Consider the following 26,675-nt stretch of genomic DNA (forward strand, 5'->3'; position numbering starts at 1 on the left):
GGCGATCAGATCTTCGGGAATGGTCGGCAGCTCACGATCGGCGGCCTGGCTCGTCTTGGTTCTACGTGGCATGACATGCTCCTTGGCGACATGTTATGCCCTAAACACAAAATTTCTGACGGGCCCGTTCACGCCCGGGCAGCACAGTTTCCACCCAATAGCTATCGACCAGGAATTGCTTCTTGACCTCATCGTGATCCGCGAGACCGGCAGGAAAATTCTGCGCGAGATCTCCATTCGGGTCATCAAAAAAACTCACCACGTCGACATCTCTCGGATTGCGGGCCTCGAGAATCTCAACGTTCTCACTAAAGCTCCCGTTCAACCACTGGAATCCCGATGTGATGCCAGCCGCGTGGAGAGCAGCACGAAAATTTAGAAAGCCTCGCAAGATCTGACAACGCTGCCAAGATGTCGCAAATCGCATCACGACAGAATGGACTGAAACTTCGTATGGCGACCTGTCCGGACTGACAGGGTCAAGATCGTTGACAGGTGGAAGCACCAGCATTGCATTCCAAGCCGGAATAGGCACTAGGCTCATATGGAATTGGCTCGACCAATGGGCTTGCAAGTAGCCCCTAGCCGCCCAAGCGGTTGCGCCACCAGCACCGCCCTCCCAAGAGGCGACTGAACTGTTTTCTTCGACCCGATTTATGGTCGAACGATCTTACACATGAAGGCTGCGCGAAGCGACCCGAGACACCTTACCCTCTGACCTGGCTCACACGTCGCCCACCTCCCCCACCAACCTCCCCTCAACCACCCCCCGCACAAACCGAACAAACCCCGCCACATCCTCCCCACTCACCACCATCCCCGCCTGCTCAACACCCAAATACCCAGCCCGCGCATCCATCAGCACCTGCCTGTATCCCAAAGGCACCCTCTCCAACACCCAATCCGCCGCCACATCCTTCGGCGCGATCTCGCCCGTTGCGGCGCTGTACCAGATCCTTGCAAGCGCCAGGATGACGTTGCGTTCGTCGCCGTCCCAATCGGCTTCGCTGTTCCACTGCGCCACGGTGTCGCGCAGGGCGGCAGTGAAGTCTTTCGGGGGGATTGGATCCAAAATGCTTGCAGCCGATGCGCCGATCAGCGCCACGCTATGCCGCCGAACCTTGGTCAGCAGGATGGCCAGGTCGTGGTCGGTCGTCGGGGGTTCGAAGATGCCGGCGAGCAGGTCGGTGCGCAGCCATTCGCCGAATTGCAGTTCGCGGCGCGCCGGGTAGCGCCACGGCACTATTTCGTCGCGGGCGACGACCGTGACTTCCAGCGCGCGCAGGCGAGCGTCGCTGCCTGGGGGTGCCGATATCGTCAGCAGGTCGCGCATCAGCGCCTGCCTGGCCGGTTCGTCGGGTCGTTCGCTGGCGATGACCAGCAGGTCGATGTCGCTGGCGGGCTTCAGGCCGCCGTCTAGCGCCGATCCGAAGAGGTGGGTGCTGGCGAGCGTGGCGCCGAGGTGTCGCGCGATGGCCGCGCAGGCGAGCAGGCATTGCTCGGCAATTTCCCTGGGAATGAACATGTGGGCCATATTGGTCATAGGCAGACTCGTTCAGGTCAGTTTCGACGGGGCAGCATACGATTTTCCGCCGCTTCGGTCACGGGTCGGCCGATATCCCCCTCCCTCTGTGGGGGACACCCGAGCCACGCCATGTCATGCCGAGGTCACAGTGCAATCCCCATAATCACCGCGAAAAATCGATGCCGCGCGAAAGACGGGGCAGATCCCCTTCCTAGAGGGGCTTGACATTCGTAATGCCGGGGAGCTTTGCCATGACCATTCGTCAGCGCATCGTGCTGCTGATCGTCCTGATGTGTCTGGCGTTGGCCGCAATTGGTGGCTACGCCGTACTGCAGACACGATCCAGCGCTTCTGAAGTGAAACAGGTGACCGAGGGCGTCGTGCCCAGCGCACTGGCGTCTGCCGACGTGGTGTCGCTGGTCAAGGACATCCAGCTTGCCACCATGACCCTGGTCTACGCGCCCGACGCCAATCTGCTGGCGCAGGCGCAGGAAGACCTGAAGGCCAAACAGGCCACGCTGCGCGACGCGCTGGCCAAACAGTCCGGCAGCGCCGCCACGCGCGCGCAGAAGGGTCTGCTGGCGCAGGCCGATGAAAGCCTGACCAACTACTTCGATGCCATCCGCGAGACGGCGGAGATGAAGGCCGCCGGCCGCGACGAAATCGCGCAGGCGTTTCTGTTCGCCAACGTGGCGCGCTATCGCGACGAGATGGAGAAGATCGTCGATACGCTGCGCATCGAGAAGAACCGCGAGAAGGACGATGCGATTGCCACGCTGAACAGCCGGCTGGCCAGCGCCGCCGGCACCATCGGCGCGGTGTCCGCCGCCGCCGTGGTGCTGCTGTCGCTGATTGGCTGGCTGCTGCATCGCCAGATTGCCCGCCCGCTCACGCGCATGCAATCCACCATGAGCGAGATCGCTGCGAGCCAGGATTTCACGCGCCGCATCGAGGTGGGACGCATGGACGAGATCGGCCATTCGATCGTCGCGTTCAACCAGATGATCGAGCGCATCCAGGAAAACGCCTCGCTGCTGCGGCAGAAGACCACTGACATCCAGGCCATTCTGCAGAACATGCAGCAGGGCATCCTGACCGTGGTCGATGGCGGCGTGGTGCACCCCGAATACTCGGCCTACCTGGAAACGATCTTCGAGACCCGCGATATCGCCGGCCGCCGATTCCTGGACCTCGTGTTTGCCGATACCGCGCTGGGTGCCGATGCGCTCTCGCAGGTGGACGCAGCCATCGACGCCTGCCTGAACCAAGACGGCATCAACTTCGTGTTCAACGAGCACCTGCTGCCCACCGAGATCGAGAAGCACCTGCCCGACGGGCAGGTCAAGGTGCTGGACCTGAGCTGGTCCGCCATCACTGACGACACCGACACGATCATCCGCCTGATGCTGTGCGTGCGCGACGTGACGCAGCTTCGCGAGCTGGCCGCCGAGGCCAGCGAGCAGCGCCGCAGCCTGGAGATCATCGGCGAGATCCTGGCCGTCAGCGAAGAGAAGTTCCACCACTTCATGGAAACGGCGCACGGCTTCGTGCACGAGAACGAACACATCATTCGCCAGTCGACCGAGGCTGACAACGCCGCCATTGCCGCCCTGTTCCGCAACATGCACACGATCAAGGGCAATGCGCGCACCTACAAGCTCCAGCACCTGACCGACGTGGTGCACGAAGCCGAGCAGCGGCTGGAACTGCTGCGCCAGCTGGAAAGCGAAGCCAGCGAATGGAATCCCGACGCGCTGCTGCACGACGTGGCGCGCGTGCGCGACACGCTGGCCCACTACACCACGATCAGCGAGGACAAGCTGGGCCGCAAGGGCAAGGCGCGCCGCACGGCGGGCCTGACGGCCACGCCGCTGGCCGATGCCGAGATCGGCCGTATCCGCGAAAGCCTGCGCCTGCTCGAAGGTGCGCGCACGGACAGCCTGGCTGAACTGCTGTCGATGCGAGCCGCGGTGCACCGCATCCTGCGCGTGCTCGATGCCACCAGCATCGCCGAGGTCCTGTCGCCAGTGGTCGATGCCCTGCCCTCGCTGGCTGCCGAGCTGGGCAAGGCTGCGCCGCAGGTCAGCATCCAGGACAACGGCTACCGGCTGCGCGCCGAGGTGACGGGCATGCTGGAAAACGTGTTCACTCACCTGCTGCGCAATGCGATCGACCACGGCATCGAGCCCGTCGACGCACGGCTGGCGGCTGGCAAGCCGGCGGCGGGCAACATCCATATCGAAGCCGGGGTCGACCAGCAACTGCTGCAGATCACGGTGGACGACGACGGCCGCGGGCTGGCGCTGCACAAGATTCGCGCCACCGCCATCGAGCGCGGGTGGATCCATGCCGATGCCGCCACCAGCGACGACGCCATCGCGCAGTTCATCTTCCACCCGGGATTCTCGACCGCCGCCACCGTCACCACCATCTCGGGGCGCGGCGTGGGCATGGATGCGGTGCGCGAATTCCTGTCGCGCTCGGGCGGTAGCATCGAGCTGCGCTTCACCGACAACCACGTGGGCGCTCCGTTCCGGCAGTTCCAGACGGTGGTGAGCCTGCCCGAACACTACGCGGTGGACAGCGTGGCCGTGCTGGCCGAGACGCCGGCGCCGATGGCGCACTAGCCATCGCCCAGGCCGGGATTGTTGCCAAAAGAGGCAAATGCAAAGCGTAAGGATTTGGCAGGATGAGTGAGTACCTGATAGGCGCCCTGCTTGGCGCGGCAATCACCGCGGTGCCAGCCTGGCTGGCGTGGCGCCACAACACGCAACGGATGCTGGCGCAGGCCGGCGCGGAACACGACCGCGCATTGGCGGCGATGCAGCAGGCCAATGCCGAACTGGCGCACCGCATCGACGAATCGGGCCGCGACGCACAGGCATTGCAGGCGCAGGTGCAGAAGCTGGAGGCCACGGCGGCCGAGCAGGCAACAGCCATGGCCCAGCACACCGCCGAACTGGCAACTGGCCGGCAACAGCAGGCCGATGCGCTGCGCCAGGCTCGCCGCATTGCCGAGGAAACCCTGCGGCTGCGCGGGCTGGCCCACACGTTCGAGCGCTGGCACGAGCAGATGATCTCGCTGATGGCGCGCAACCGGGCCATGCACGAGCAGAACACCGAGCTGGCGTCCATCGTCCGGCATGTGGTGATCGTCTCCCTGAATGCCTCGATCGAAGCGGCACGCGCCGGCGCGGCAGGCCGGGGCTTTGGCGTGGTCGCCAGCGAGGTACGCACGCTGGCAGCGCGTTCCGAGGCGTTGTCCAAGAGCTATGGCGACAGCCTGCACCAGAGCGACCTGACCACCACGGCCACGTTCCAGGACATCCAGGCCGGCGGCAAGATGGTTACCGCTTCGCTGGCCAGCGTGGCGCTGCTGGCCGAGCAGTTCGAGTCGACTTGCCAGGGCGCGGCGGCATGATCAGCACCCAGGCCCGGCACAGCCTTGAACGCGTGCTGCATCGCGCGGTGCAGTCACGGCTGGTGCTTCAGCCCGACGATGCCTGCACGCTGGCGCACGTCGACGCCGCTCCCAGCGTGGGCATGCCGGACGACGTGGTCGTGGTGCTCACGATCTCGTCGATGGGCTTCCGCTACATGCTGTTCCTGCGCTTTCCGGCCGACGCCGGCACCGCGGACTACTTCGCGCACGGCGACGCCAGCCAGCTACACGACGCGCTGCTGGAACTGGGCAACCTGTGCTGTGGCGCCATCAACCAGGACCTGGGCCGGCATTTTCCGGATCTCGGCATGTCCACGCCGTATGTGCTGGCCGGCCCAAGCCTGCGCCACGTGGACAGCCTGAAACCCGACTATCGCGCCGATTTCGACGTGATCATCGGCACATCGGCACGCCTGGGCGTGACGATGTGCCTGTTCACGCGTGTACCCGTCGACTTCCATGTCGGCGAAGCGGTAGAGGAAGCGAGCAGCGACGGCGAACTGGAACTGTTCTGACAGCCCAGGTGCCCCGCGATTTTGATGTTTGGATGATTTCCCGCAGGAGTAACGAAGTGGCAAAGATTCTCGTAGTAGACGATTCCAGCGCGGTGCGCGACGAGGTGGCGAGCTTTCTGCGCGGCAACGGGCTCGACGTGCAGACCGCCGTCGACGGCAAGGACGGCCTGGCGCGCCTGAAGGCCGACCCCAGTATCCGGCTCGTGATCAGCGACGTCAACATGCCCAATATGGACGGCCTGACCATGATCGAGAAGATCCGCTCGGAACTGGCCAACAAGACCGTCAACGTGGTGATGCTGACCACCGAGAGCAGCCCGGCCATGAAGGATCGGGGCAAGGCCGCTGGCGTGAAGGGCTGGATCGTCAAGCCGTTCAAGGGCGCCGCCGCGCTGGAAGGTCTCAAGAAGCTGGCGGCCTGACGGGCCGAGACCGGCGGCGTGAAGAACCATGGAGCGGCAAACCATGGGGCGACGAACCATCGGAGACATGGGTAATCAGAAGTTGATTCGGTCCATATCGGCCGACTACCATAGCTTCACTCCGATTTTCCGGATAGTGCTTTATGATTCACATTGATGAAAGGAAAGCCGTCGCCATGTCGAAGATTTCGAAGAAGAAGTACCTGAAGGCGTTGAACCGGTCGCTGAAGAAGGAAGCAGGCAAGGATTTCGCGTCGAGCTTCGTCTTCTATCCCGTGGGCGCCAAGCCCAAGGACGCCACCGGCGTGACCGCCAGCGACGCCGCCGACGCGAGCGCGCTGCAGGTCATGGAAGCGGTGCAGGCGCGCGTGTTCGCCGAGTTCAGCAGCGCGTCGAATAGCAAGTCGTCTGCCAAGTCCGCCTGAGCCGCTGCTGGAGTTTTTCTGATGGTCCCCCGTTACAGCGATCCCGCGTTCTACGAACTGCTTGCCAGCAGTTACGCCCGGCTGCTAGGCCAGCCGCTGGTGCCGCAGCCGATGCCAGTGGCGCAAGCCACGGCGTGGCTGTACGAAGAAGCGCCCTTCGCCATCCTGGCGCACAACACCGCGCCGGATCCGGTCTTCATCTACGGTAACAAGGCGGCACAGCGTCGCTTTGAATACGACTGGGACGAGATCACGCGCCTGCCCTCGCGGCTGTCGGCCGAAGCGCCGAACCGCGAGGAACGCCAGAAGTTTCTGGAGCGCGTGCAGCGGCTTGGCTACGAAGCCGGCTACAAGGGCGTGCGCATCACCAAGTCCGGCCGCCGCTTCATGATCGAGGAAGCCACGCTGTGGCAGATGTTCGATGCTGACGGCGTGCTGCATGGCCAGGCCGTGATCGTCCCGCGCACGCGCGATCTCTGACCGGCCCGCCGCCTCCCTTCGCTCAAACCACCTCGAAGAAGTGCGTGCCGTCGCGCTCCAGTTGCGCGATCAGGCCGAACTCCCAGTCCAGGTACGCTTGCATCGCCGCCGCCGCGTTGTCGGTGCCCTCGTACGGGCGCCGATAGCGGTCGGTGCGCGCCACGGCCAGCCGCGTCTCGCCCTGCTCCACCGGCAGGCCGGCGTCCGCCCACGCGGCCGTGCCACCCTCCAGCACGAATACTTCGGCTTCAGCCGACTGCGTCAGCGCCTGCAGATCCACGGCCGCAAAGCGCGCCAGCAGGCTCGATCCGCAGGTCAGCACATAGCGTCGTGCCGGCGGAATCGCGCGTAGCGCCTGCGCCAGTTGCGCCCGGATCGCGTACCACCCGCCGGGAATGTGGCGCTTGACGTAGTTCGCGCTGGCCGTCACGTCGATCACGGCGGTGTCGCCCGCTTCCAGCCACGTCGCCAGCGTCGCGGGCGTGACGGTCCGCACGTCCGGCGTGGCCGGACGGTTCGCCGCCCGCGCGCCGCGCTCACTTCGGTGCGCGTCGTCGACCGGTTCCACCACGTAGACCTCCCAACCCATCTGGGCCAGCCACGACGCACTCATGTTCGCGCGCACGTCGTCATCGTCCGCCAGCACGATGCGCGCGCCGCGCACGGGCGCGTTGTGATCGGTCTCCTGCACCAGTTGCCCGCCCGGCGCACTGGCAAAGCCGGGCAGATGCCCGTCGGCATACTCGTCCGGCGTGCGCACATCGAAGCGGTAGACCGTGCGACCCGGTTCCTCCAGCGATGCCAGCGCGTCGAACGCGATACGTCGCACGCCCGCCCGGTTGGCGATAGCGCGAGCGCCTTCACGGGCATCGGCCAGATGGGCCGGCCCCACCTGGGCCGGTGCGCGCTGGCTGGCGCCGTGGGACAGCGTCTGCCCTGCCAGCGTCCAGCCGATGGTGCCGTTGCGCAGCGCGGCCACCGGATTCGGAATACCGGCATTGATCAGCGATTGCGTGCCGATGATGCTGCGCGTGCGGCCCGCGCAGTTGACCACCACCTGCGTGCGCGCGTCGGGCGCCAGCTCGCGGATGCGCAGCACCAGTTCGGCGCCAGGCAGGCTCGTGGACGTGGGGATGTTCATGGTCTGGTATTCGTCGAAGCGGCGCGCGTCGACGATCACCACATCAGCCTTGCTGTCGATCAGCGCCTGCACTTCCGGCGCCGCCAGCGACGGCGTATGGCGCTGCGCCTCGACCACCTCTCCGAAGGACTTGCTGGGCACGTTCACGTCGCGGAACACCTCGCCGCCGGCGGCGATCCAGGCGTCCAGCCCGCCGTCGAGCAGCGACACGTCGGTATAGCCCAGTTGCCGCAGCACGGTCGCCGCGCGTGGCGCCAGGTCTTCACCATCGTGCTCGCCGTAGACCACGATGCGCGTGTCGCGGCGCGGGATGCGCGCCCAGGCTTCGAGTTCGATCTTCGACAGCGGAAAATTGGCCGCCCACAGCGGATGCTGCTGCGCGAACGGGTCTTCCTCGCGCACGTCGATCAGGGCGATCTCGGTGCGGTCGAGCAGCGCCTGGCGCACGGCCAGGCTGGTCGTGGCGGAAAACGATGGGTGAGCTTGAGTCATGACGCGACGGGATCCTTCGAGCGGTCCCAGGGGTTGGGCAAGGTGGAATTGGAGTAGCCGGAGATAAAGGTCTTGCTGCCGCCCGCTTCCGGATAGACATGGCGGCTCACGGCGCCGATGTTGGCGCCATAGACATGGATGCTGACCGACACCTGGTCGTCGAACGCGTTGTGCACGCGGTGGATATCGCCAATGGCCGGCGACACCGCTTCCACGTGGCCCGGCTCCAGCCGCACCGCGTCGCCGTGCGGGCGGGGCACGCCATCGGCGCCAATCGCGAAAGGCTGCGAGTACTCGGCACCGCGCAGCATGCCGATCAGGCCCCACACCGTATGGTCGTGGATGGGCGTGCGCTGCCCCGGCCCCCAGACAAAGCTGACGATGGAAAACCGCTCGGCCGAATCGCAGTGCAGCAGCACCTGCTGGTAGTACTCGGGATGCGGCTGCGCAAAGGCGTCGGGCAGCCAGTCGTCGCGCGCCACCAGCCGGGCCAGCAGCTTGCCGCCCTCGTCGAGAATGCGCGGTTCGTCGGGCTGCTCGTCGAGCAACGTGGAAAAGGCAGTAATGAAATCGCGCAGCGGCGTCAGTTGCCGTGCGCCGGGAAGCGTGTCAGCCATGAGCGTGTCTCCGGGTGGGGTTCACCGTCTGGGTCCATGGGAACTGTGGGTCCGTGCCCCATGGTATGCGGCGATTCGCCTGCAACCATAGCACGATGGGGTCGGGCCGGCACGGCCCCTCAGACGCCCAGCGCCGCGCGTCCGGCGGCGGTCAGGATGGCGTCGTCCTGCGGTGTATGGATGCGGCTGCAGAGCACGTCGCGATAGTGGCGTTCCAGCGGATTGTGGCGGCTCAGGCCGTGGTTGCCGGCCAGTTGCAGCGCCAGTTCCACGGCGCGGATCGCGTTCGACGTCACCGTGTACTTGACCAGCCCACTCTCGGCGGGCGGTGGCGGCGCGCCCGCGTCGCTGCGTGCGGCCATGTCGTCCAGCAGCACCTGGTTGGTCCGCAGCAGCGCGGCCATCGTGCCGATCGATTCCTGCACGCGCGGCAGGCTGGCCAGCGGCTTGCCCAGGCTGCCCGGCACGCGTTCGCGCACGAACTGGTGCACCCAGTCCACGCCAGCGCGGGCCACCGCGTCGTACAGGCTGCCCAGCAGCGTCACCATCCACGCCTGCTGGTCGGCGCTGGCGTCGATATCGGCCTGACTGCCGCCGGCCGGCGCCCAGTCCGCGGGTGGACGGATATCCACGGCGTTCTCCAGCGGAATCCACACGTCATCGAACACGGTTTCATGGCTGCCCGACGCGCGCAGGCCCAGGTGATCCCAACTCTCGATCACACGGATGCCCGGCGCTTGGTCCGACCCCGCCGCCGGCTTGGGTACCAGGAAGATGCCGACGCGCGGCACGGGTTCGTGCGTGCGCGCCCACACGGCCAGCCAGCGCAGCGCCGGGATGCCGGTGGTGTAGAGCTTGTGCCCGCTCAGCCGCCAGCGGTCGCCCACACGCGTGGCCACCGTCGCGGGCAGCCCGCCGCGCGCGGGCGACCCAAGCTCGGGCTCCACGCGCAGCGAGTTGATCAGCGCCCCGTCGTCCACCGCGCTGCGAAACACCTGCCGGCGCACCGGCTCGGGCCAGCGCGAATCGGCGCGGCCAATCACGCGATGCTGCAGGTACGTCATCGTCAGCACCAGTGCCGTGGCCGAGTCGCCGCGCGCCACGGCGGCCACGATGCGACGCGTCTCGGCCAGCCCCGCGCCCGCGCCGCCGCTCGCGGCCGGCACCACCTGCGCGATCAGCCCATACCGGTGCAGCAGCGCGAAGTTGTCGTGCGGAAACGTGCCATGGGCATCGTGATCGGCGGCGGTGGCAGCAAAGCGCGCGGACAGTTCGGCCAGCACGTCGTCCAGCCGGGGGGCTGGCGTTGGCAGGCGATGCAGCGATGACGAAGACATGCAGTTCCTTCGAAGCAGGATGGGGGGCGATGGGCATATAGCGTAGCGCCGTGCCTGCGGCGCGCGAACGACGCAAATCGCATATCGAGCCACGGTTTTCGCGCATATGGAGCGGCGTTTTTATTCGTTGGGGCGCAACGGGCGCCGGCGTACGGTTCTCCTCCACACCCAGACAACCACGCGGCAAACTAGGAGAGCCCTTCTCATGAGCGTCAACTTCATCGGCATGATCCAGAGCCAGAAGCAATCGGAGATCCATCCGCCTGCCGGCCCCGTGGTCGACCGCGACTACGTGCGCACGTTCGCGCAGGCCCACGAGCAGGCCGGCTTCGACCGCATCCTGGTGCCGCACCACTCCACCGGCCCGTCGGCCACGCTGACCATCTCGTACGCCGCCGCCGTGACCGAGCGCGTCCACTTCATGCTGGCGCACCGGCCCGGCTTCACCTCGCCGACGCTGGCCGCGCGCCAGATGGCCACGCTGGACCAGTTCAGCGGCGGCCGGCTGGGCGTGCATTTCATCTCGGGCGGGTCCGACGACGAACAGCAGCGCGACGGCGACTACCTGGACCACGACCAGCGCTACGCGCGCACTGACGAATACCTGGGCATCCTGCGGCGCATCTGGACCGAAACCCAGCCGTTCGACCATGAAGGCCAGTTCTACCGCTTCGCGCGCGGCTTCTCGGAAGTGAAGCCCGCCCAGCAGCCGCATCTGCCGATCTACTTCGGCGGCGCGTCGGAGGCGGCCATCGCCGTGGCCGGCAAGCATGCCGATGTCTATGCGCTGTGGGGCGAATCACTCGACCAGGTGCGCGAGCTGACCACGCGCGTGCGCGCCGAGGCGGCCAAACACGGGCGCACGGTCAACTTCTCAGTGTCGTTCCGGCCCGTGCTGGCCGATACCGAGGAAAAGGCATGGCAGCGCGCCGACGCCATCCTCGAACGCACCCGCGCGCTGCGCGTGCAGGCCGGCTACAGCCGGGGCGGACCGCAGCAGAGCGAAGGCGCGCGCCGGCTGCTTGCTGCCGCCGAGCGCGGCGACCGCGTCGACCAGCGACTGTGGACGGCCATCGCGCGCGAGACCGGCGGCAGGTCGAATTCCACGGGCCTCGTGGGCACGCCGGAACAGGTGGCCGACGCGCTGCTGGCGTACTACGAGTTGGGCGTCACCACGTTCCTGATCCGGGGCTTCGATCCGCTCGAAGACGCCACCGACTACGGCCGCGAGCTGATTCCGCGCGTGCGCGAGCTGGTGGCGCGGCACGACGCCGGGCAACACCGGCGCGCCGCCTGAGCCGCCTGAACCGCAAGCATCCACAACAACAGGGAGCGGGAAATCATGAGCCAAGACATTTACCAACCCAACAAAGAACCAAACACCGGCCGCCGCAACGTGCTGCGGCTGGCCGGCAGTGCCGCCATCGCGGCGCCGGCCCTGATCCTGGGCCGGCAGGCGTGGTCCGCGCCGCGCAAGCTGACCTTTGCGTGGAACCAGAATTCGTTCTGCCTGACGCCGATCGTGGTGGCGCAGGAGAAAGGCTTCTTCGAGAAGAACGGCCTGCAGATCGACCTGATCAACTACAGCGGCTCCACCGACCAGTTGCTGGAATCGATTGCCACGGGCAAGGCCGATGCCGCCGTCGGCATGATCCATCGCTGGCTCAAGCCGCTGGAAGCCGGCTTCGACGTCAAGATCATCGGCAGCTCGCACGGCGGCTGTGTGCGGCTGGTGGGGGCCAAGGCGGCCGGCGTGACGAACCTGCAGGCGCTCAAGGGCAAGACCGTCGGCGTGAGCGACCTGGCCGCGCCGGGCAAGCATTTCTTCACGATCCTGCTGGCCAAGCACGGCATCGACCCCGACCGCGACATCACCTGGCGCCAGTACCCGGCAGACTTGCTGGGCGTGGCCGTGGACAAGGGCGAGATCCAGGCCATCGCCGACGGCGACCCGAATCTCTACCTGCTGGAAAAACGCACCAACGGCGCCTACGTGGAACTGGCCACCAACCTGACCGGCGAGTACGCGCGCAAGGTGTGCTGCGTGGTGGGCGCGCGCGGCGAACTGGTGCGCAACGACCGCCCCGCCGCTGCCGCGCTGGCGCGATCGATCGTGCAGGCCACCGACTTCGTCAACGAGAACCCGAACGAAGCCGCCAAGGTCTTCGCCAAGTACTCGCCCAAGATCAGCCCCGAGGACCTGCGCAAGCTCTACGCCACATTGACCTATACCCATCACCCGACCGGCGTCGACCTGCAGGAGGAAATCGCGTTCTATGCGGGCGATTTCCAGCGCATCGGCGTGCTCAAGAAATCGACCGACGCCAAGAAGCTGGCGCAGCACGTCTACGCCAACGTGCTGGGCTAGGCCACGCGAACCACACCGGAGAACCGTATGGCAATCTCGCAGCAAACGCTCGACGCCCCGCTGCTGCACGCCGGCGCGCAACGCCAGCCCGCCAGCATCTGGCCCACCGGCATCGTCGCCGCGCTGACGTGGGGCGCGTTCGGCTGGCTCACGTGGCGCTGGCCGAACAAGGTGGCGGGCTTCACCGACTGGGCCTACACCGAGGAACTCGGCATCGCGTTGCTGGTGGCCGCCGCCGCGCTGCTGGCTGTGGCGTTGGCGGGCGGATATGTAGCGCCGTTGCGGCGTGCCCGCGCGTCGTTGCGGCTGGCCGGGCCCTGGCTGGTGGCACTACCCATTGGCTTCGCCGCCTGGGAAATACTGACTGCCAAGACCGCCGTGCTGCCCACGCCGTTCTTCGCGCCGCCGCAGGCGCTGATCGAAGTCTATGTCGATGACTGGCGCCGCCTGGGCGACAGCGTGCTGAACACGCTGAAGCTGCTGGGCCTTGGCGTGGGCTACGGCGGCATTGCCGGGTTCCTGATCGGCGTGTCGATCGGCTGGTCGCGCCGCATCGGCTACTGGGTGCATCCGGTGCTGCGCGTGCTGGGGCCGCTGCCGTCCACGGCGCTGCTGCCGCTGACGTTCTACTTCTTTCCGTCGAGCTATTCGGCCGCCGTGTTCCTGATCGCGCTGGCCACGGCGTTCCCGGTGGCGGTGCTCACGTGGTCGGGCGTGGCCAGCGTGAACAAGAGCTACTACGACGTGGCGCGCACGATGGGTGCTTCCGAATGGTTCATGGTGCTGCGCGTGGCCATTCCGGCCGCGCTGCCGCAAGTCTTTGTCGGGCTGTTCATGGGGCTGGGCGCGTCGTTCTCGGTGCTGGTCACGGCCGAGATGATGGGCGTGAAGTCGGGGTTGGGCTGGTACCTGACCTGGGCCCAGGGCTGGGCGTCGTACGTGAACATGTACGCCGCGCTGATCGTCATGGCCCTGCTGTTCTCGGGCGTCATCACTTTGCTGTTCGCGGTGCGCGACCGCGCGCTCTCATGGCAGAAAGGAACCGTCAAATGGTAACGGCCGCAACAGACTCCACCCGTGGCGCACGGATCGACATCCGCGCAGTAAGCCATGCCTTTGGCGATGGCGACCAGCAACTGCCAGTGCTCGACAGCGTGAATCTGAAAGTAGCGCCCGGCGAATTCGTGGCGCTGCTGGGGCCCAGTGGTTGCGGCAAGTCCACGCTGCTGCGGCTGGTGGCGGGTCTCGACAGCCCGTCGCAAGGGCAGATCCTGCAGGACGACACGCCCATCGACCGGCCCGACCCGTCGCGCATCGTGGTCTTCCAGGACCCCACGCTCTACCCGTGGCGGCGCGTGCGCGACAACGTGGCACTGGGCCTGCAGGCGCGCGGCCTGCTGCGCCGCGAAGGCCATCGCGTCGACGCCGCGCTCAAGCGCGTGGGGCTTGAAGCGTTTGCGCGCGCGTTTCCGCATCAGCTCTCCGGCGGCATGGCGCAGCGCGTGGCATTGGCGCGGGCGCTGGTCAACGATCCGCGCCTGCTGGTGCTGGACGAACCGCTCGGCAAGCTCGACTCGCTGACACGGCTGGCCATGCAGAGCGATCTCGTCGAACTGTGGCAACGCGCGGGCTTCTCGGCGCTGCTGGTCACGCACGACGTGGAAGAAGCGCTGTTCCTGGCGCAGCGCGTGATCGTGTTCAGCCAGCGCCCCGCGCGCATCACGGCCGAGATCACGGTGGACCTGCCCTACCCGCGCCATCGTGGCGATCCGCGCCTGACCGCGCTGCGGCACGAGGCGCTACGGCACCTGGGTCTCGATGCGAGCTGGTGAGACGTACGGGCGGCAAGCACTATGAACGGGCCGCCGCCGCAGGCGTGGCTCAATGCGCTGCTGCGCGTCCTGCAGGAAGGCCAGCTTGCGCTGCTCGATCTCTGGTACGCGCTGGGCTGGACCAGCGACGTGCACGGCCAGCCCGCGTGGCCCTGGGCGCGGCGCATCGCCGGAGAAACGCTGCTGATCGACCTGGGGCTGGCGCGCCAGCTGGGCCTGAGCCTGCTGGCGGTAGCCGTGGCGCTGGCCTGCGTGGTCATCGCACTTTGCTGGCGCCGCCGGCGCGCGCTGTGGCTCGGCATCGGCGCGCTGGCGCTGGTGGCGGCACCGTGGCCAACGCCGGCGTTGCTGCTGACACCCGCCGCACCGACCAGCTTCCACCAGAGCCCCACCCGCTTCGCCGTTGATTCGATTGCCGAGGGCGCCCGTCTCTATGCACGCCATTGCGTGGCCTGCCATGGCGACGACGGCCGCGGCGAAGGGCCGCTGGCCGGCACGCTGTCGCGCTGGCCGCCCACGTTCCTGAGTCCACTGCTGGGCCGACGCGCCGAAGGCGAGCTGTTCTGGCATATCGTGGCCGGCATGCACGATGCGGCGGGCCACGAGACGATGCCGCCATTCGGCCAGCAACTCGACGACCGTCAGGCATGGGCCGTAATCGACTACCTGAAGACGCTGGCCGCCGGCACGGGCACCGCGCTGCAAGGCACGTGGCCAGTGCCGCTGCGGCTGCCCGAGGTTGCGGTGCGTTGCGGCCAGACGGCGCCGCGTACGCTGGCGGACTGGCGTGGCGGGCAGCGCGTGCGCGTGGTGGCCTTCGACGGATCTCCCGACACGTTGCCCATCGACGATCCACGCTTTCTGACCTTGCTGGTCACGCGCGATGGCCGGCCACCGGCCTCGGTGCCCGACTTCCGCGCTGGCTGCGTGGCGTCCACCCCGGCTGTCTGGCCCGTGTATGCGCGCATCGCCGGGGCCGATCCCGCGCGACTGGCGGGCACCACCTGGCTGGCCGACCGTGACGGCTGGCTGCGCGCGCTCGACGCACCGGGTGGCAGTGGCTGGAGCGATGCGAGCCTGGTTTGCACGGCGGGACAACCGGCTACCCGGGCGGCTGGCAATACGGCAGACCACGGGGCTGCACCCGACGGCCTCACCGCGTTGCTGCTGCGCATGGATGCGGAGCCGGTGCGCTTCGTTCAGGGCGGCTTCGTGCACTGAGCGCACACGCATCGTTCTGATTGCGCAGAATCAAGTTGAAGCCAGGAAGAGAAATTTCCGCAGAAAAAGCAGAAACGTCCTAAAGACGTCGAGCAGTGCGGCGCGTAGCGTTGGGAGTCCTTTACAACGCTACCCCCTGAAGACGATGTCGCTGGAACTGCTGCCTGCGAGTACCGATATCGACCCCGCCATGGAAGCCGACGCACTGCGCACCTGGACGGGACGCTATGCCGTATCGGCTGGCCTGTTCGAGATCCGGCCCTGCTACCTGCCGCGCGATACGCGGCCCATCCTGGACGAGGACCTCGACTGCATCATTGGCTACCAGCGCCGCTTCGGCCAGCGCAGCCATCTCTACGATCTCAATGGCGCGATGTTCAGCATCACGGAAGACTGCTCGCCGCAGGCGCCGCCGGAAAAGCGGGACCCGCTGCTGGTGGTGGGCGGACTGTGGCGCGAGAACGTGCGCGGCCCGACCGCGCTGGGCCTGACGGGAACCGGCGCGGCACTGGCCCCGGCCATGCTGGCGCAATTGCGCACGCGCTTTGCGAGCCTGGCCAAATCGTCGCTACTGTACCGCAACGCCGCCATGACGCGCATGGAAGATCCGCAGCGCCTTGTGCCGGTTCATATCCTGCGTCTGGCGATGCGCTATGGCGAACGGATCGCGCCGCCGTCGATACTCAAGCGCGCCGCGCGCTACCAGGTCCGCATGCTGATCCCGCGCCTGCCGTTCATCCTCGACCTGGTCACCACCAACGCCAACACCACGATCGTGGACTTCGAGTACTGGCGCTATGCCGACACGATGCCCGCGCGCAGCGGCTAGGCGTGCGTCAGTGCGACCAGACCGACGCGTCGGCCACCACGGTCGCGAAGCGGTCGTTCAGCGCCGCGAGCGTGACCCGGTGCAATTCGGCGGCGGCCAGTGCTTCACCGCCGAGCGGGTCCGGCAGGTCGCGCGTGGCGCAGCCGGCCGCTACCAGCGTGACGCGGTAGCCGTGGTCCAGTGCCGAACGCACCGTGGCGCTGATGCACATATGGGTCTGGAAGCCGGCCACGATCAGTTCCTTGCGGCCCAGGGCAGTCAGCCGCGCCGCGAGGTCGGTGCCGGCGAAGCTGTTGGGCAGGCTCTTGACCACGGTTAGCTCGCCGTCGCGCGGCGTCAGGCCCTCGATGATGGCCGCGTAGGGGCCGGTCGGGTCGAACGCGCCGCCGGGCTTGCCGTGGTGCACGACGTGGATCACCGGGGTGCCGTGCCGACGCGCCAGTTCCAGCAGCGCCGCGCACTGGGCCACGGCCGGCGGCATGCCGCTCAGCGGCAGCTTGCCGTCGACGTATTCGCGCTGGTGGTCCACCAGTACCAGCACCGCTTCGGACCAGGCCGACGGCTGGCGGCTGGCGCCGGCTGCATCGAGCAACGTGAAAGGTTGAGAGGTCTGGGCTGACGACATGGCGGACTCCGTGCAGGTATCGGTGACTATGCAGGCATCGTAGGGGCCGGTAAGCTGTACGCCAATTCGCCACGAGATCACACTAGCTGTGCAAAAAAGCACAATTACTTGGGATGACCTGCTCACCCTGTCCACGCTGATGCGGGTCGGCAGCTATTCCGCCTGCGCCCGCGAGCTTGATATCACCCACGCCACGGCCATCCGGCGTATCCGCCGGCTGGAGACCGCGCTCGGCAAACCGGTGGCCACGCGCACCGATGGCACGTTCGTGTTGACCGCCGCCGGCCGCAACGCCCTGACGGCCGCCCGCGAGATGGAGCTATCCGCGGAGCGGCTGGCACGCGAAATCGAAGGCGCCAGCCCGGGGGTGTCGGGCGTGGTCCGGGTGGCCGCCACGGCATCGCTGGGCAGCCATTTCCTGACGCCCCGGCTGCCCGCGTTCTACGCCCTGAATCCCGATGTGGAACTGCGGCTCGAAGTGGACAACCGCGTTACCAGCCTGGCCCGGCGCCGCGCGCATATCGCGGTGCGGCTGGCACGGCCGCAGGAAGACTCGCTGGTCGCGCAGCGCGCCGGCACGATCCACTTCGGCGTCTATGCGCCGGCCGGCATGGCTGCCGCCGTGGCCGAGTCGCGCGATACGCCGCTGTGCGGGCTGCTCGACGAAGGATTCGCACTACCGGAGGTGGAATGGCCGCAAGCGCTGGGACGGCGCTTTTCTTTCCAGTCGAACAGCTTCCTGGCCGTGCGCGAGGGGGTGCGGGCCGGCCTGGGCGTGGCGCTGCTGCCGCACTACCTGGGCGCCGACGAACCGGGGCTGAGCCTGGTGCGCGGCATTCCCGAAGTGGTCCGCGAAATCTGGCTGGCCTACCCGCCCGAGTTTCGCGGCGCATCGCGCTTCCGGCCGGTCATCGACTGGCTGGCGGAAGCCCTGGCGACTTGCCCCTGAGCGGCCGTGACCGGCGGCGCCGACACTCAAGTGTCGCGTCGCTACCACTACGCGCCGCATACGTCACGCCATGTGTGTTGGCGCACCCGTTTCCGAGTGTTGCTTCGTCAAAAAAAGTAAGGGTTCTGCTAGGCTTTGAACCGGCTGCCGCTATATCCGCGAAGTGCATTCGCAGGATGTTTTTCACTAAATGGGCAGGGTCGTTGCATTGAAGCCCAGGCAACCGCAAGAAACGGGTCAGTGCGCAGAACAAAAAGAGATTCATGCGGCACTCTTTGAAGTATCGAATGGCAATCGCCGCGGCGGCAGTTGTCACGCTGGTATTCGTGGTGCGGGTTGGATTCTCGCAGGTCTACGCATACACGCGCCTGAAGGAAGTCATTCAGGCCCAGCAGGACACACTGGTCAAGCTGGTAGCGGACCAACTCGATGAAAAGCTCGAATCGCGCGCCGTCGTGCTGCGCCGGCTTGCGCGTACGCTGGCGCCCGTACTGGACCGACCGACCGGTCAGTTGCGCCAGTTGGCCATCGACACGGTGGACATGCCCGAGCACTTCAACGCCACGTTCCTGGCCTGGACCGATGGCACCCTCGCCTTCAGCACCGCCGTACCCGATGGCGTGAAGATGACCGTGGGCGAACGCGACTACTTCAAGTCCATCGTCAACGGCGCGGACTTTGCCGTCTCAGACCTGCTGCAAGGCAAGCACAGCAATGCGCCGGGCGTGATCCTGGCGGTGCCGATGCGCGATTCGCATGGCAACCTGCGCGGCGTGGTGGGCGGCGTGTTGAACCTGTCGGCCGACAATTTCCTGCGCGAACTGGCCCAGCACCGCGTGGGCGTGACCGGCTTCTATTGCCTGGTCTCGGCGGGGCCCAATCCGCGCTACGCAATGCATCCCGACCAGTCGATGGTCCTCGCCCCGGCCCAGGCCGTCGGCGAAGCCTGCGGCGCCGACGTGCCCGAGTCATCGCTGGAAACAGTCGCGCCCGAGCAACCGGTCGTCGCGCGCTACCTGCTCGAATCGAACGGCTGGGAAGTGATCTCCGTCCTGCCGGCGGCCGAAGCCTACGCGCCGCTGGTGGAGGTGCGCCACCGGGCCATCATCCTGGGCTTCGTGACGCTGCTAGCGGCAGGGGCGCTCATGTGGGCCGTCATCCGGCATCTGCTGGCCCCGTTGGAACACCTGCACCGCACCGTGCGGCGTCTCTGCGAGCAGCCGTCGGCCGTAGCCGAGCTGCCCGTGCGCCGCGACGACGAAATTGGCGAACTGGCCGGCGCGTTCTCCGAGGTCATGACCCAGCTGACCGAGCGCGAAGCCGCGCTGAAGGCAGCCAAAGACAGCGCCGCCGCCAGCGAGAAGCGCCTGGAAGCGATTGCCAATCACGTACCCGACCTCGTGGCCTTCGTCGATGCAAGCGAACGCTTCGTCTTCGTCAACCGGGCCTATGCGCGCCATTTCGGCCTGCCGGCCGACCAGATCACGGGGCTGACGCTGCGCGAACTGTGGGGCACGCCCGAGTACGTGGCCAGCAAGCCGTACCTCGAACAAGCCTGCGCCGGGCAGTCGGTGACGTACACGCGTGAAAACGCCGAGGGCGTGGCCTGGGAACTGACCTTCCAGCCCGCCTGGAACGACACGAAGGACGCCGTCACCGGCCTGCACATGTTCGCGCGCGACATCACCGGCGAACGCCAGAAGCTACGCAGCCTCGAAGCGCAGACCCTGTCCGATCACCTGACCGGCCTGCTCAACCGCAAGGGCTTCGACCGCCGCCTGCAGGAAACCATGGCGCGGGCCGATGCCGGCAGCTACCGCGCGGCCCTGCTGCTGGTGGACCTGGACGACTTCAAGGCCGTCAACGACACCTACGGGCACCCGGTGGGCGACCAGTTGCTGATCGCGTTCGCCGAACGCCTGCGCGCCTGCGTGCGCAGCGGCGATGCCGTGGCCCGTATCGGCGGCGACGAATTCGCCGTGATCCTGGACAACGTCGCCAATCCCAATACCGTCGAGCGCATCGCCCACACCGTGGTGCACGCCGCGATGCGGCCGTTCGAGATCGACGGCCACCGGCTGGTTTCCACGGCCAGCGTCGGCAGCGCGATGCATCGTCCCGACCAGGGCACCTCGGTCAGCGAGCTGTTCATGCGCGCGGACATGGCGCTCTACGATGCCAAGCGGCATGGCAAGGCTTGCTATGCATCGGTGGGAACACGGCGCGCGGAGGATGCCTCGACCGAGGTTTGACGTCCACGCCGCGCGTGGCGCAATAAAAAAGCGGCGACGCTGTTACGCGCCGCCGCTTCGCACTGCCAGCTGAACACCCCGTTCAGCGAAGGGTCAGGAAAAAATCAGCGGACCTTTCCTTCCTTCCACGCCTGCAGCAGCTTGTCGTAGGCGATGGTCTCGCCCTTCGGCTTCTCGTTGTCGAGCTTCTTCCACGGTGCGTGTTCCGACGACAGCCACTTCGACGGATCGCTCTTCGGGTTCAGCTTGGGCGCGCACTGGGCCATGCCCGCGCGCTGCAGCCGGGCCATCACCTGGTCCATTTCCTCGGCCAGGTTGTCCATGGCGGCCTGCGGCGTCTTCTCGCCGGTGACTGCCGTGGCTACGTTCTTCCACCAGAGCTGCGCCAGCTTCGGATAGTCGGGCACGTTGTTGCCGGTCGGCGTCCAGGCCACGCGGGCCGGGCTGCGGTAGAACTCGACCAGGCCACCGTACTTGGCCGCGTTCTTGGTCAGGTACTCGTGGTTGATGTCGCTGTCGCGGATGAAAGTCAGGCCGGTCAGCGACTTCTTCAGCGACACCGTCTTCGACGTCACGAACTGCGCGTAGAGCCACGCGGCGGCCAGGCGGTTCGGGTCGGTGTTCTTGAAGAACGTCCACGAACCCACGTCCTGGTAGCCATTCTGCATGCCCTGCTTCCAGTACGGGCCATACGGCGACGGCGCCATGCGCCACTTGGGCGAGCCATCGGCGTTGACCACCGGCAGGCCCTTCTTGGTCATGTCGGCCGTGAAAGCCGTGTACCAGAAGATCTGCTGCGCGACCTGGCCCTGTGCGGGCACCGGGCCGGCTTCGGAGAACGTCATGCCCATGGCCTGCGGCGGCGCGAACTTCTTCATCCAGTCGATGTACTTGGTCAGCGCATAGACAGCGGCCGGGCTGTTGGTGGCACCGCCGCGCGATACCGATGCGCCCACCGGCGTGCACTTGTCTTCGGCCACGCGGATGCCCCACTCGTCCACCGGCATGCCGTTGGGCAGGCCCTTGTCGGCCGAACCGGCCATCGACAGCCAGGCGTCGGTGAAACGCCAGCCCAGCGACGGGTCTTTCTTGCCGTAGTCCATGTGGCCAAAGACCTTCTTGCCGTCCAGTTCCTTCACGTCGTTGGTGAAGAAGTTGGCGATGTCTTCGTAGGCCGACCAGTTGGTGGGCACGCCCAGGTCATAGCCGTACTTGGCCTTGAACTTGTCCTGCAGGTCCTTGCGCGCGAACCAGTCGGCGCGGAACCAGTACAGGTTGGCAAACTGCTGGTCGGGCAGCTGGTAGAGCTTGCCGTCCGGCGCCGTGGTGAACTTGGTGCCGATGAAGTCCTTCACGTCGATACCGGGGTTCGTGAACTCCTTGCCCGTGCCGTTCATGTAGTCGGACAGCGGCAGGATGGCGCCATAGCGATAGTGCGTGCCGATCAGGTCCGAGTCGGAGATCCAGCCGTCGTAGATCGACTTGCCCGACTGCATCGACGTCTGGAGCTTTTCCACGACGTCGCCTTCCTGGATCAGGTCGTGGTTGACCTTGATGCCGGTGATTTCCTCGAACGCCTTGGCCAGCGTCTTCGATTCGTACTCGTGCGTGGTGATGGTTTCAGACACCACGCTGATCTGCGTCACGCCCTTGGCCTTGAGCTTGGCGGCGGCGTCGATGAACCACTTCATTTCCGCCTGCTGCTTGTCCTTGGCCAGCGACGACGGCTGGAACTCGTTGTCGATCCACTTCTTCGCCGCGGCCTCGTCAGCCCAGGCGGCGTGCCCGCATGTCACCGCGGCCGCAAAGGCCAGGGCCGACATCCCCAACTTCACGTGCTGTTTCATTCGTGTCTCCTCAGCAACCCTTCCCCGGATTTCTGACTGGGTTGCGGCCCCGGGGAAGGGACAAAGATCTCGCAGCCCATGACAGCAAAACCTGGCGAATCGACTATCCACGTCGCATGATCAACAGCAGCACCACGGCCGAGATTGCCACGCTGATCCAGATCGACGGCGCCTCGGCCAACTGGAACCAGCCCTGCATCTTCTCGCCCAGGCCCACCCAGGCCAGGTTGATCCACGCAGCACACATCAGGCCGATGAACAGGCGGTCGCCGCGCGTGGTGGCGATGGGCAGGAAGCCCTTGCGCTCCACGGTGGGCGAGCGCACCTCCCAGATCGTCATGCCGATCAGCATCAGCACCACCAGCGAAAAGAAGACGGCCACCGGGGTGGTCCATACCATCCAGCTCAGCATCGTCGTTTCCTCAAACGCGGCCCATCGCGAAGCCCTTCGCGATGTAGTGCCGTACGAACCAGATCACGATGGCGCCCGGCACGATGGTCAGCACGCCGGCCGCTGCCAGCACGCCCCAGTCCATGCCCGACGCCGACACCGTGCGCGTCATGGTGGCCACGATCGGCTTGGCATTGACCGACGTCAGCGTGCGCGCCAGCAGCAGTTCCACCCAGCTGAACATGAAGCAGAAGAACGCCGCCACGCCCACGCCGGCCTTGATCAGCGGCAGGAAGATTGTCAGGAAGAAGCGCGGGAACGAGTAGCCGTCCACATACGCGGTCTCGTCGATCTCGCGCGGCACGCCGGACATGAAACCTTCCAGGATCCACACCGCCAGCGGCACGTTGAACACCAGGTGGGCCAGTGCCACGCCGAGGTGGGTGTCCATCAGCCCCATCGTCGTATAAAGCTGAAAAAACGGCAGCAGGAACACGGCCGGCGGCGTCATGCGGTTGGTCAGCAACCAGAAGAACACGTGCTTGTCGCCAATGAACTGGTAGCGCGAGAACGCGTAGGCCGCCGGCAGCGCCACGGAGATCGAGATCACCGTGTTCAGCAGAACGTAGATCAGCGAATTGATATAGCCGGAGTACCACGACGCATCGGTGAAGATCGTCACGTAGTGCTCCCACGTGAACGACGCCGGCAGCAGCGACAGCGAGGAGACGATTTCCTCGTTGGTCTTGAACGACATGTTCACCATCCAGTAGATCGGCACGATGGCGAACAGCAGGTACAGCGTCAGGAACACGGGGCGCCACCAGCCCGGGCGCTGGCCGGGCAGCTTGCGATCAGCCATTGGATACCTCCTCGGCGCTGGCCGTGCCGGCGCGCTGCATCCAGTTATAGAGCACGAAACAGGTCAGCAGGATGATCAGGAAGTACACGATCGAGAATGCCGCCGCCGGGCCCAGGTCGAACTGGCCCACCGCCTTCTGCGTCAGATACTGCGACAGGAACGTGGTGGCGTTGCCGGGGCCACCGCCGGTCAGCACGAACGGCTCGGTATAGATCATGAAGCTGTCCATGAAGCGTAGCAGCACCGCGATCATCAGCACGCCGCGCAGCTTGGGCAACTGGATGAAGCGGAACACCGCGAAGCGCGACGCGCCATCGATCTGGGCCGCCTGATAGTAGGCGTCGGGAATCGCGCGCAGGCCCGCGTAGCAGAGCAGCGCCACCAGCGGCGTCCAGTGCCAGACGTCCATCACCAGCACGGTGACCCAGGCATCAACCGCGCTGCCCGTGTAGTTGTAGTCGAAACCCATGCCGTCGAGCGCCGCGCCCAGCAGGCCGATATCGGTCCGGCCGAAGATCTGCCAGATGGTGCCCACCACGTTCCACGGAATCAGCAGCGACAGCGCGATGATGACCAGCGTAGCCGACGCCTGCCAGCCACGCGCCGGCATAGCCAGCGCCAGCAGGATGCCGAGCGGGATCTCCACGCACAGCACGGCCAGCGAGAAGCCAAGCTGGCGCAGCAGCGCGTCATGCAGTTCGGCGTCGCGCAGCACCGTGGCGAACCACTCGGTACCCACGAACACGCGGCGATCGGGCGAGATGATGTCCTGCACCGAGTAGTTGACGATGGTCATCAGCGGAAGAATGGCCGAGAACGCCACGCAGATCACCACGGGCAGGACCAGCAGCCAGGCTTTCTGGTTGACGGGCTTCATGAGACCAGTTCCTCGTTGATGTAGAAGCAGGTGTGCCGGTTGAACACCGACAGCCATGCGGTATCACCAGGCCGCAGCGCGGCGGCCTCCGTGCCCAGGCGGGCGCGCACCGTGGCCGCCTCGCCATGGTTCACGGTCGACGTCATCAGCCAGTAGGTGCCGATGTCCTGCGCACGTTCCACGCGCACGGGCATGGCCTGCGGATCGTTGGCCAGCGCCAGTTGCAGGTATTCGGGCCGCACGCCAACCTTGAAGCTGCCGGCGGCCTGCAAGGCCGACTGCGTGGCCGGCAGCAGGTCGGGCTTGTAGCGCCGCCCCGCCAGTTCTATTGCGCCGTCGCGCCACTGGGCCGGCAGGAAGTTCATGCCTGGCGACCCGATGAAGTGGCCCACGAAGGTATGCGCGGGCCGTTCGAACAGCGCATCGGCCGCCCCCACCTGCACCGCCTTGCCGCGCGACATCACCACCACCTGGTCGGCAAACGTCAGCGCCTCGGTCTGGTCGTGCGTCACGTAGATCAGCGTGAGGCGGAATTCGTGATGGATTTCCTTGAGCTTGCGCCGCAATTGCCATTTCAGGTGCGGGTCGATCACGGTCAGCGGTTCGTCGAACAGGATGGCCGACACGTCCTGGCGCACCAGCCCGCGCCCGAGCGAGATCTTCTGCTTGGCGTCGGCGGCCAGGCCGCTGGCGCGGCGGTCCAGCGCGCCCGACAGGTCCAGCATTTCGGCCACCTTACCCACGCGTTCCTTGACCTGGGCGGCGCTCACGCCGCGGTTGCGCAGCGGAAACGCCAGGTTTTCGCCCACGGTCATCGTGTCGTAGATCACCGGGAACTGGAACACCTGGGCGATATTGCGCGCCTGCGGCGAGGCGTCGGTCACGTCGTTGCCGTCGAAGCGGATCGTGCCTTGCGACGGCCGCAGCAGCCCCGAGATGCAGTTCAGCAGCGTGGTCTTGCCGCAGCCGGAAGGCCCCAGCAGCGCATAGGCGCCGCCATCGTCGAACGTGAAATTCAGCGGCAGCAGCGCGTAGTCTTCGTCGTTTTGCGGATTGGCGACGTAGGAATGGGCGAGATCGAGATCGATGCGTGCCATATCAGGCTCCCGACTCGGCAATGGGCGTGCGGACCACGTCGGCCAGCGCACCGGGCCGGCGCGGCGCATGGATGCGGTCGCCAGCGTCGTTGAACAGATAGAGTTGCTCGGGTTCGAGATGCAGCGACAGCGGCGCCCCGAGCTGCAGGTCGAGCACGCCGGCGAACTGCGCCACCATGTTGCCGGCGGCCGTATCGATGTGCACGAAGGTGTCAGACCCGGACAGCTCGGCCAGTGCCACCTTGCCCGGCAACTCCACCGCGCCGGGCATGGCCTTCAGGCGCAGCGCGGCCGCGCGCACCCCCACCGTCACCGGTCCGCCCGGCGCGTTCACCTGCGGCAGCGGAATGACGATGCCGCCCGGCAGCGTCACGCGGCCATCGGCCAGCATGCCCTGCACCAGGTTCATCGGTGGATCGCTGAAGGCCCGCGCCACGCGCAGCGACGCGGGATAGTGGAACACCTCGGGCGTGGGGCCGTACTGCAGCAGTTCGCCGGCATCGAGCACGGCGGTGTAGCCGCCCAGCAGCAGCGCCTCGGCCGGCTCGGTGGTGGCGTAGATCACCGTGGCATCGCCCTGGGCAAACAGGTGCGTCAGCTCTTCGCGCAATTCCTCGCGCAGCTTGTAATCCAGGTTGACCAGTGGTTCGTCCAGCAGCATCAGCGGCGCGTTCTTGGCCAGCGCACGGGCCAGCGCCACGCGTTGCTGCTGGCCGCCGGACAGTTCCGACGGGTAGCGTTCGAGCAGGTGTTCGATGTGCAGCCGCACCGCCAGGCTGCGGACGCGAGCCGCGATGTCTTCGCGGCTGTCACGCCGCAGCCGCAGCGGCGACGCGATATTGTCGAAAACGGTCAGCGACGGGTAGTTGATGAACTGCTGGTACACCATCGACACGTTGCGCTCGCGCACCGGCACGCCGGTCACGTCCACGCCATCGACCAGCACCCGGCCGGCCGCCGGCTTGTCGAGGCCGGCCATGACCCGCATCAGCGATGTCTTGCCGGCCTGGGTGGCTCCCAGCAGGATGGTGACAGCGCCCGGCACGGGGGCCAGCGACATCGAATAAAGATAGGCTTGCGATCCCACCTGCTGCGCAATACCTTCCAGGCTAAGCTGCATCCAGTCTCC

General features: G+C 66.5%; 26 protein-coding genes. 14 read left to right on the forward strand and 12 right to left on the reverse strand.

The features are described 5' to 3' along the window. Nucleotides 1-100: 100 nt before the first annotated feature. A complete protein-coding gene (locus MFF62_RS30910; protein WP_404990779.1) occupies nucleotides 101-544 on the reverse strand; it encodes a DUF6932 family protein in 444 nt (147 codons plus the stop codon). 180 nt (nucleotides 545-724) lie between these two features. Beyond that, complete coding sequence (locus tag MFF62_RS17485) at nucleotides 725-1,525, reverse strand: AadA family aminoglycoside 3''-O-nucleotidyltransferase (protein ID WP_404990786.1); 801 nt, start codon at nucleotides 1,523-1,525, stop codon at nucleotides 725-727. 251 nt (nucleotides 1,526-1,776) lie between these two features. On the opposite strand from MFF62_RS17485, the gene MFF62_RS17490 reads away from it, so the two are divergent. The 6 genes from MFF62_RS17490 (at nucleotide 1,777) to MFF62_RS17515 (ending at nucleotide 6,809) form a co-directional block, all read left to right on the forward strand. Continuing rightward, the gene (locus tag MFF62_RS17490; protein ID WP_238264401.1) at nucleotides 1,777-4,152 is read left to right on the forward strand and encodes an MCP four helix bundle domain-containing protein; all 2,376 of its coding nucleotides are present in this window, start codon (nucleotides 1,777-1,779) and stop codon (nucleotides 4,150-4,152) included. A 62-nt stretch (nucleotides 4,153-4,214) separates the two neighbouring features. Continuing rightward, nucleotides 4,215-4,946, forward strand: a complete 732-nt coding sequence (locus tag MFF62_RS17495) for a methyl-accepting chemotaxis protein (protein WP_238264402.1) — start codon at nucleotides 4,215-4,217, stop codon at nucleotides 4,944-4,946. Then, a complete protein-coding gene (locus MFF62_RS17500; RefSeq protein WP_238264403.1) occupies nucleotides 4,943-5,482 on the forward strand; it encodes a hypothetical protein in 540 nt (179 codons plus the stop codon). Before MFF62_RS17495 ends, MFF62_RS17500 begins: the two co-directional genes overlap by 4 nt. Nucleotides 5,483-5,538: 56 nt before the next feature. Further along, nucleotides 5,539-5,904, forward strand: a complete 366-nt coding sequence (locus MFF62_RS17505) for a response regulator (protein ID WP_238264404.1) — start codon at nucleotides 5,539-5,541, stop codon at nucleotides 5,902-5,904. A gap of 176 nt (nucleotides 5,905-6,080) precedes the next feature. Further along, nucleotides 6,081-6,329, forward strand: a complete 249-nt coding sequence (locus MFF62_RS17510) for a hypothetical protein (protein ID WP_238264405.1) — start codon at nucleotides 6,081-6,083, stop codon at nucleotides 6,327-6,329. Nucleotides 6,330-6,350: 21 nt separating this feature from the next. Further along, nucleotides 6,351-6,809, forward strand: a complete 459-nt coding sequence (locus tag MFF62_RS17515; RefSeq protein ID WP_238264406.1) for an MEKHLA domain-containing protein — start codon at nucleotides 6,351-6,353, stop codon at nucleotides 6,807-6,809. 22 nt (nucleotides 6,810-6,831) lie between these two features. Here MFF62_RS17515 and MFF62_RS17520 read toward each other — a convergent pair whose 3' ends face one another. The 3 genes from MFF62_RS17520 to MFF62_RS17530 form a co-directional block, all read right to left on the reverse strand. Beyond that, nucleotides 6,832-8,442: a rhodanese-related sulfurtransferase gene (locus MFF62_RS17520; RefSeq protein WP_238264407.1), complete on the reverse strand. Its 1,611-nt coding sequence runs from the start codon at nucleotides 8,440-8,442 to the stop codon at nucleotides 6,832-6,834. Beyond that, on the reverse strand, nucleotides 8,439-9,059 hold the full coding sequence (locus MFF62_RS17525) for a cysteine dioxygenase family protein (RefSeq protein ID WP_238264408.1): 621 nt from the start codon (nucleotides 9,057-9,059) through the stop codon (nucleotides 8,439-8,441). Before MFF62_RS17525 ends, MFF62_RS17520 begins: the two co-directional genes overlap by 4 nt. A gap of 119 nt (nucleotides 9,060-9,178) precedes the next feature. Continuing rightward, nucleotides 9,179-10,396 (reverse strand): acyl-CoA dehydrogenase family protein, encoded by a 1,218-nt coding sequence (locus tag MFF62_RS17530; protein ID WP_238264409.1) that lies wholly within the window; start codon nucleotides 10,394-10,396, stop codon nucleotides 9,179-9,181. A gap of 205 nt (nucleotides 10,397-10,601) precedes the next feature. Between MFF62_RS17530 and MFF62_RS17535 the strand changes: the two genes are divergently transcribed. The 6 genes from MFF62_RS17535 (at nucleotide 10,602) to MFF62_RS17560 (ending at nucleotide 16,646) form a co-directional block, all read left to right on the forward strand. Then, nucleotides 10,602-11,693, forward strand: coding sequence for an LLM class flavin-dependent oxidoreductase (locus MFF62_RS17535; RefSeq protein WP_238264410.1), 1,092 nt, complete (start codon nucleotides 10,602-10,604; stop codon nucleotides 11,691-11,693). Between the two features lie 45 nt (nucleotides 11,694-11,738). Beyond that, nucleotides 11,739-12,764, forward strand: a complete 1,026-nt coding sequence (locus tag MFF62_RS17540) for an ABC transporter substrate-binding protein (protein WP_238264411.1) — start codon at nucleotides 11,739-11,741, stop codon at nucleotides 12,762-12,764. A gap of 27 nt (nucleotides 12,765-12,791) precedes the next feature. After that, nucleotides 12,792-13,820, forward strand: coding sequence for an ABC transporter permease (locus MFF62_RS17545; protein ID WP_238264412.1), 1,029 nt, complete (start codon nucleotides 12,792-12,794; stop codon nucleotides 13,818-13,820). After that, nucleotides 13,814-14,596, forward strand: a complete 783-nt coding sequence (locus tag MFF62_RS17550; protein ID WP_238264413.1) for an ABC transporter ATP-binding protein — start codon at nucleotides 13,814-13,816, stop codon at nucleotides 14,594-14,596. The genes MFF62_RS17545 and MFF62_RS17550 overlap by 7 nt, the downstream gene beginning before the upstream one ends. 21 nt (nucleotides 14,597-14,617) lie before the next feature. Next, a complete protein-coding gene (locus MFF62_RS17555; RefSeq protein ID WP_238264414.1) occupies nucleotides 14,618-15,817 on the forward strand; it encodes a c-type cytochrome in 1,200 nt (399 codons plus the stop codon). A 145-nt stretch (nucleotides 15,818-15,962) separates the two neighbouring features. Beyond that, entirely contained in the window at nucleotides 15,963-16,646 is a 684-nt protein-coding gene (locus MFF62_RS17560; RefSeq protein ID WP_238264415.1) for a hypothetical protein, read from the forward strand. A gap of 7 nt (nucleotides 16,647-16,653) precedes the next feature. Here MFF62_RS17560 and MFF62_RS17565 read toward each other — a convergent pair whose 3' ends face one another. Further along, entirely contained in the window at nucleotides 16,654-17,271 is a 618-nt protein-coding gene (locus MFF62_RS17565; protein ID WP_238264416.1) for a cysteine hydrolase family protein, read from the reverse strand. 88 nt (nucleotides 17,272-17,359) lie between these two features. Here MFF62_RS17565 and MFF62_RS17570 point away from each other — a divergent pair, with 88 nt between their 5' ends. Next, nucleotides 17,360-18,220 (forward strand): LysR family transcriptional regulator, encoded by an 861-nt coding sequence (locus tag MFF62_RS17570; protein ID WP_238264417.1) that lies wholly within the window; start codon nucleotides 17,360-17,362, stop codon nucleotides 18,218-18,220. Nucleotides 18,221-18,507: 287 nt separating this feature from the next. Further along, entirely contained in the window at nucleotides 18,508-20,472 is a 1,965-nt protein-coding gene (locus MFF62_RS17575; protein WP_238264418.1) for a diguanylate cyclase domain-containing protein, read from the forward strand. 104 nt (nucleotides 20,473-20,576) lie between these two features. On the opposite strand, the gene MFF62_RS17580 is transcribed toward MFF62_RS17575, so the two are convergent. The 6 genes from MFF62_RS17580 to MFF62_RS17605 form a co-directional block, all read right to left on the reverse strand. Next, the gene (locus MFF62_RS17580; RefSeq protein WP_238264746.1) at nucleotides 20,577-22,307 is read right to left on the reverse strand and encodes an ABC transporter substrate-binding protein; all 1,731 of its coding nucleotides are present in this window, start codon (nucleotides 22,305-22,307) and stop codon (nucleotides 20,577-20,579) included. A 115-nt stretch (nucleotides 22,308-22,422) separates the two neighbouring features. After that, complete coding sequence (locus MFF62_RS17585) at nucleotides 22,423-22,731, reverse strand: DUF2160 domain-containing protein (RefSeq protein WP_238264419.1); 309 nt, start codon at nucleotides 22,729-22,731, stop codon at nucleotides 22,423-22,425. 10 nt (nucleotides 22,732-22,741) lie between these two features. After that, entirely contained in the window at nucleotides 22,742-23,572 is an 831-nt protein-coding gene (locus MFF62_RS17590) for a carbohydrate ABC transporter permease (protein WP_238264420.1), read from the reverse strand. Then, a complete protein-coding gene (locus tag MFF62_RS17595) occupies nucleotides 23,565-24,449 on the reverse strand; it encodes a carbohydrate ABC transporter permease (protein WP_238264421.1) in 885 nt (294 codons plus the stop codon). The genes MFF62_RS17590 and MFF62_RS17595 overlap by 8 nt, the downstream gene beginning before the upstream one ends. Further along, the gene (locus MFF62_RS17600) at nucleotides 24,446-25,546 is read right to left on the reverse strand and encodes an ABC transporter ATP-binding protein (RefSeq protein ID WP_238264422.1); all 1,101 of its coding nucleotides are present in this window, start codon (nucleotides 25,544-25,546) and stop codon (nucleotides 24,446-24,448) included. The genes MFF62_RS17595 and MFF62_RS17600 overlap by 4 nt, the downstream gene beginning before the upstream one ends. A 1-nt stretch (nucleotide 25,547) precedes the next feature. Then, a complete protein-coding gene (locus MFF62_RS17605) occupies nucleotides 25,548-26,666 on the reverse strand; it encodes an ABC transporter ATP-binding protein (RefSeq protein ID WP_238264423.1) in 1,119 nt (372 codons plus the stop codon). Nucleotides 26,667-26,675: the final 9 nt, after the last annotated feature.

The sequence above is a fragment of the Cupriavidus pauculus genome (assembly GCF_022179805.1).
GTDB lineage: Bacteria > Pseudomonadota > Gammaproteobacteria > Burkholderiales > Burkholderiaceae > Cupriavidus > Cupriavidus pauculus_E.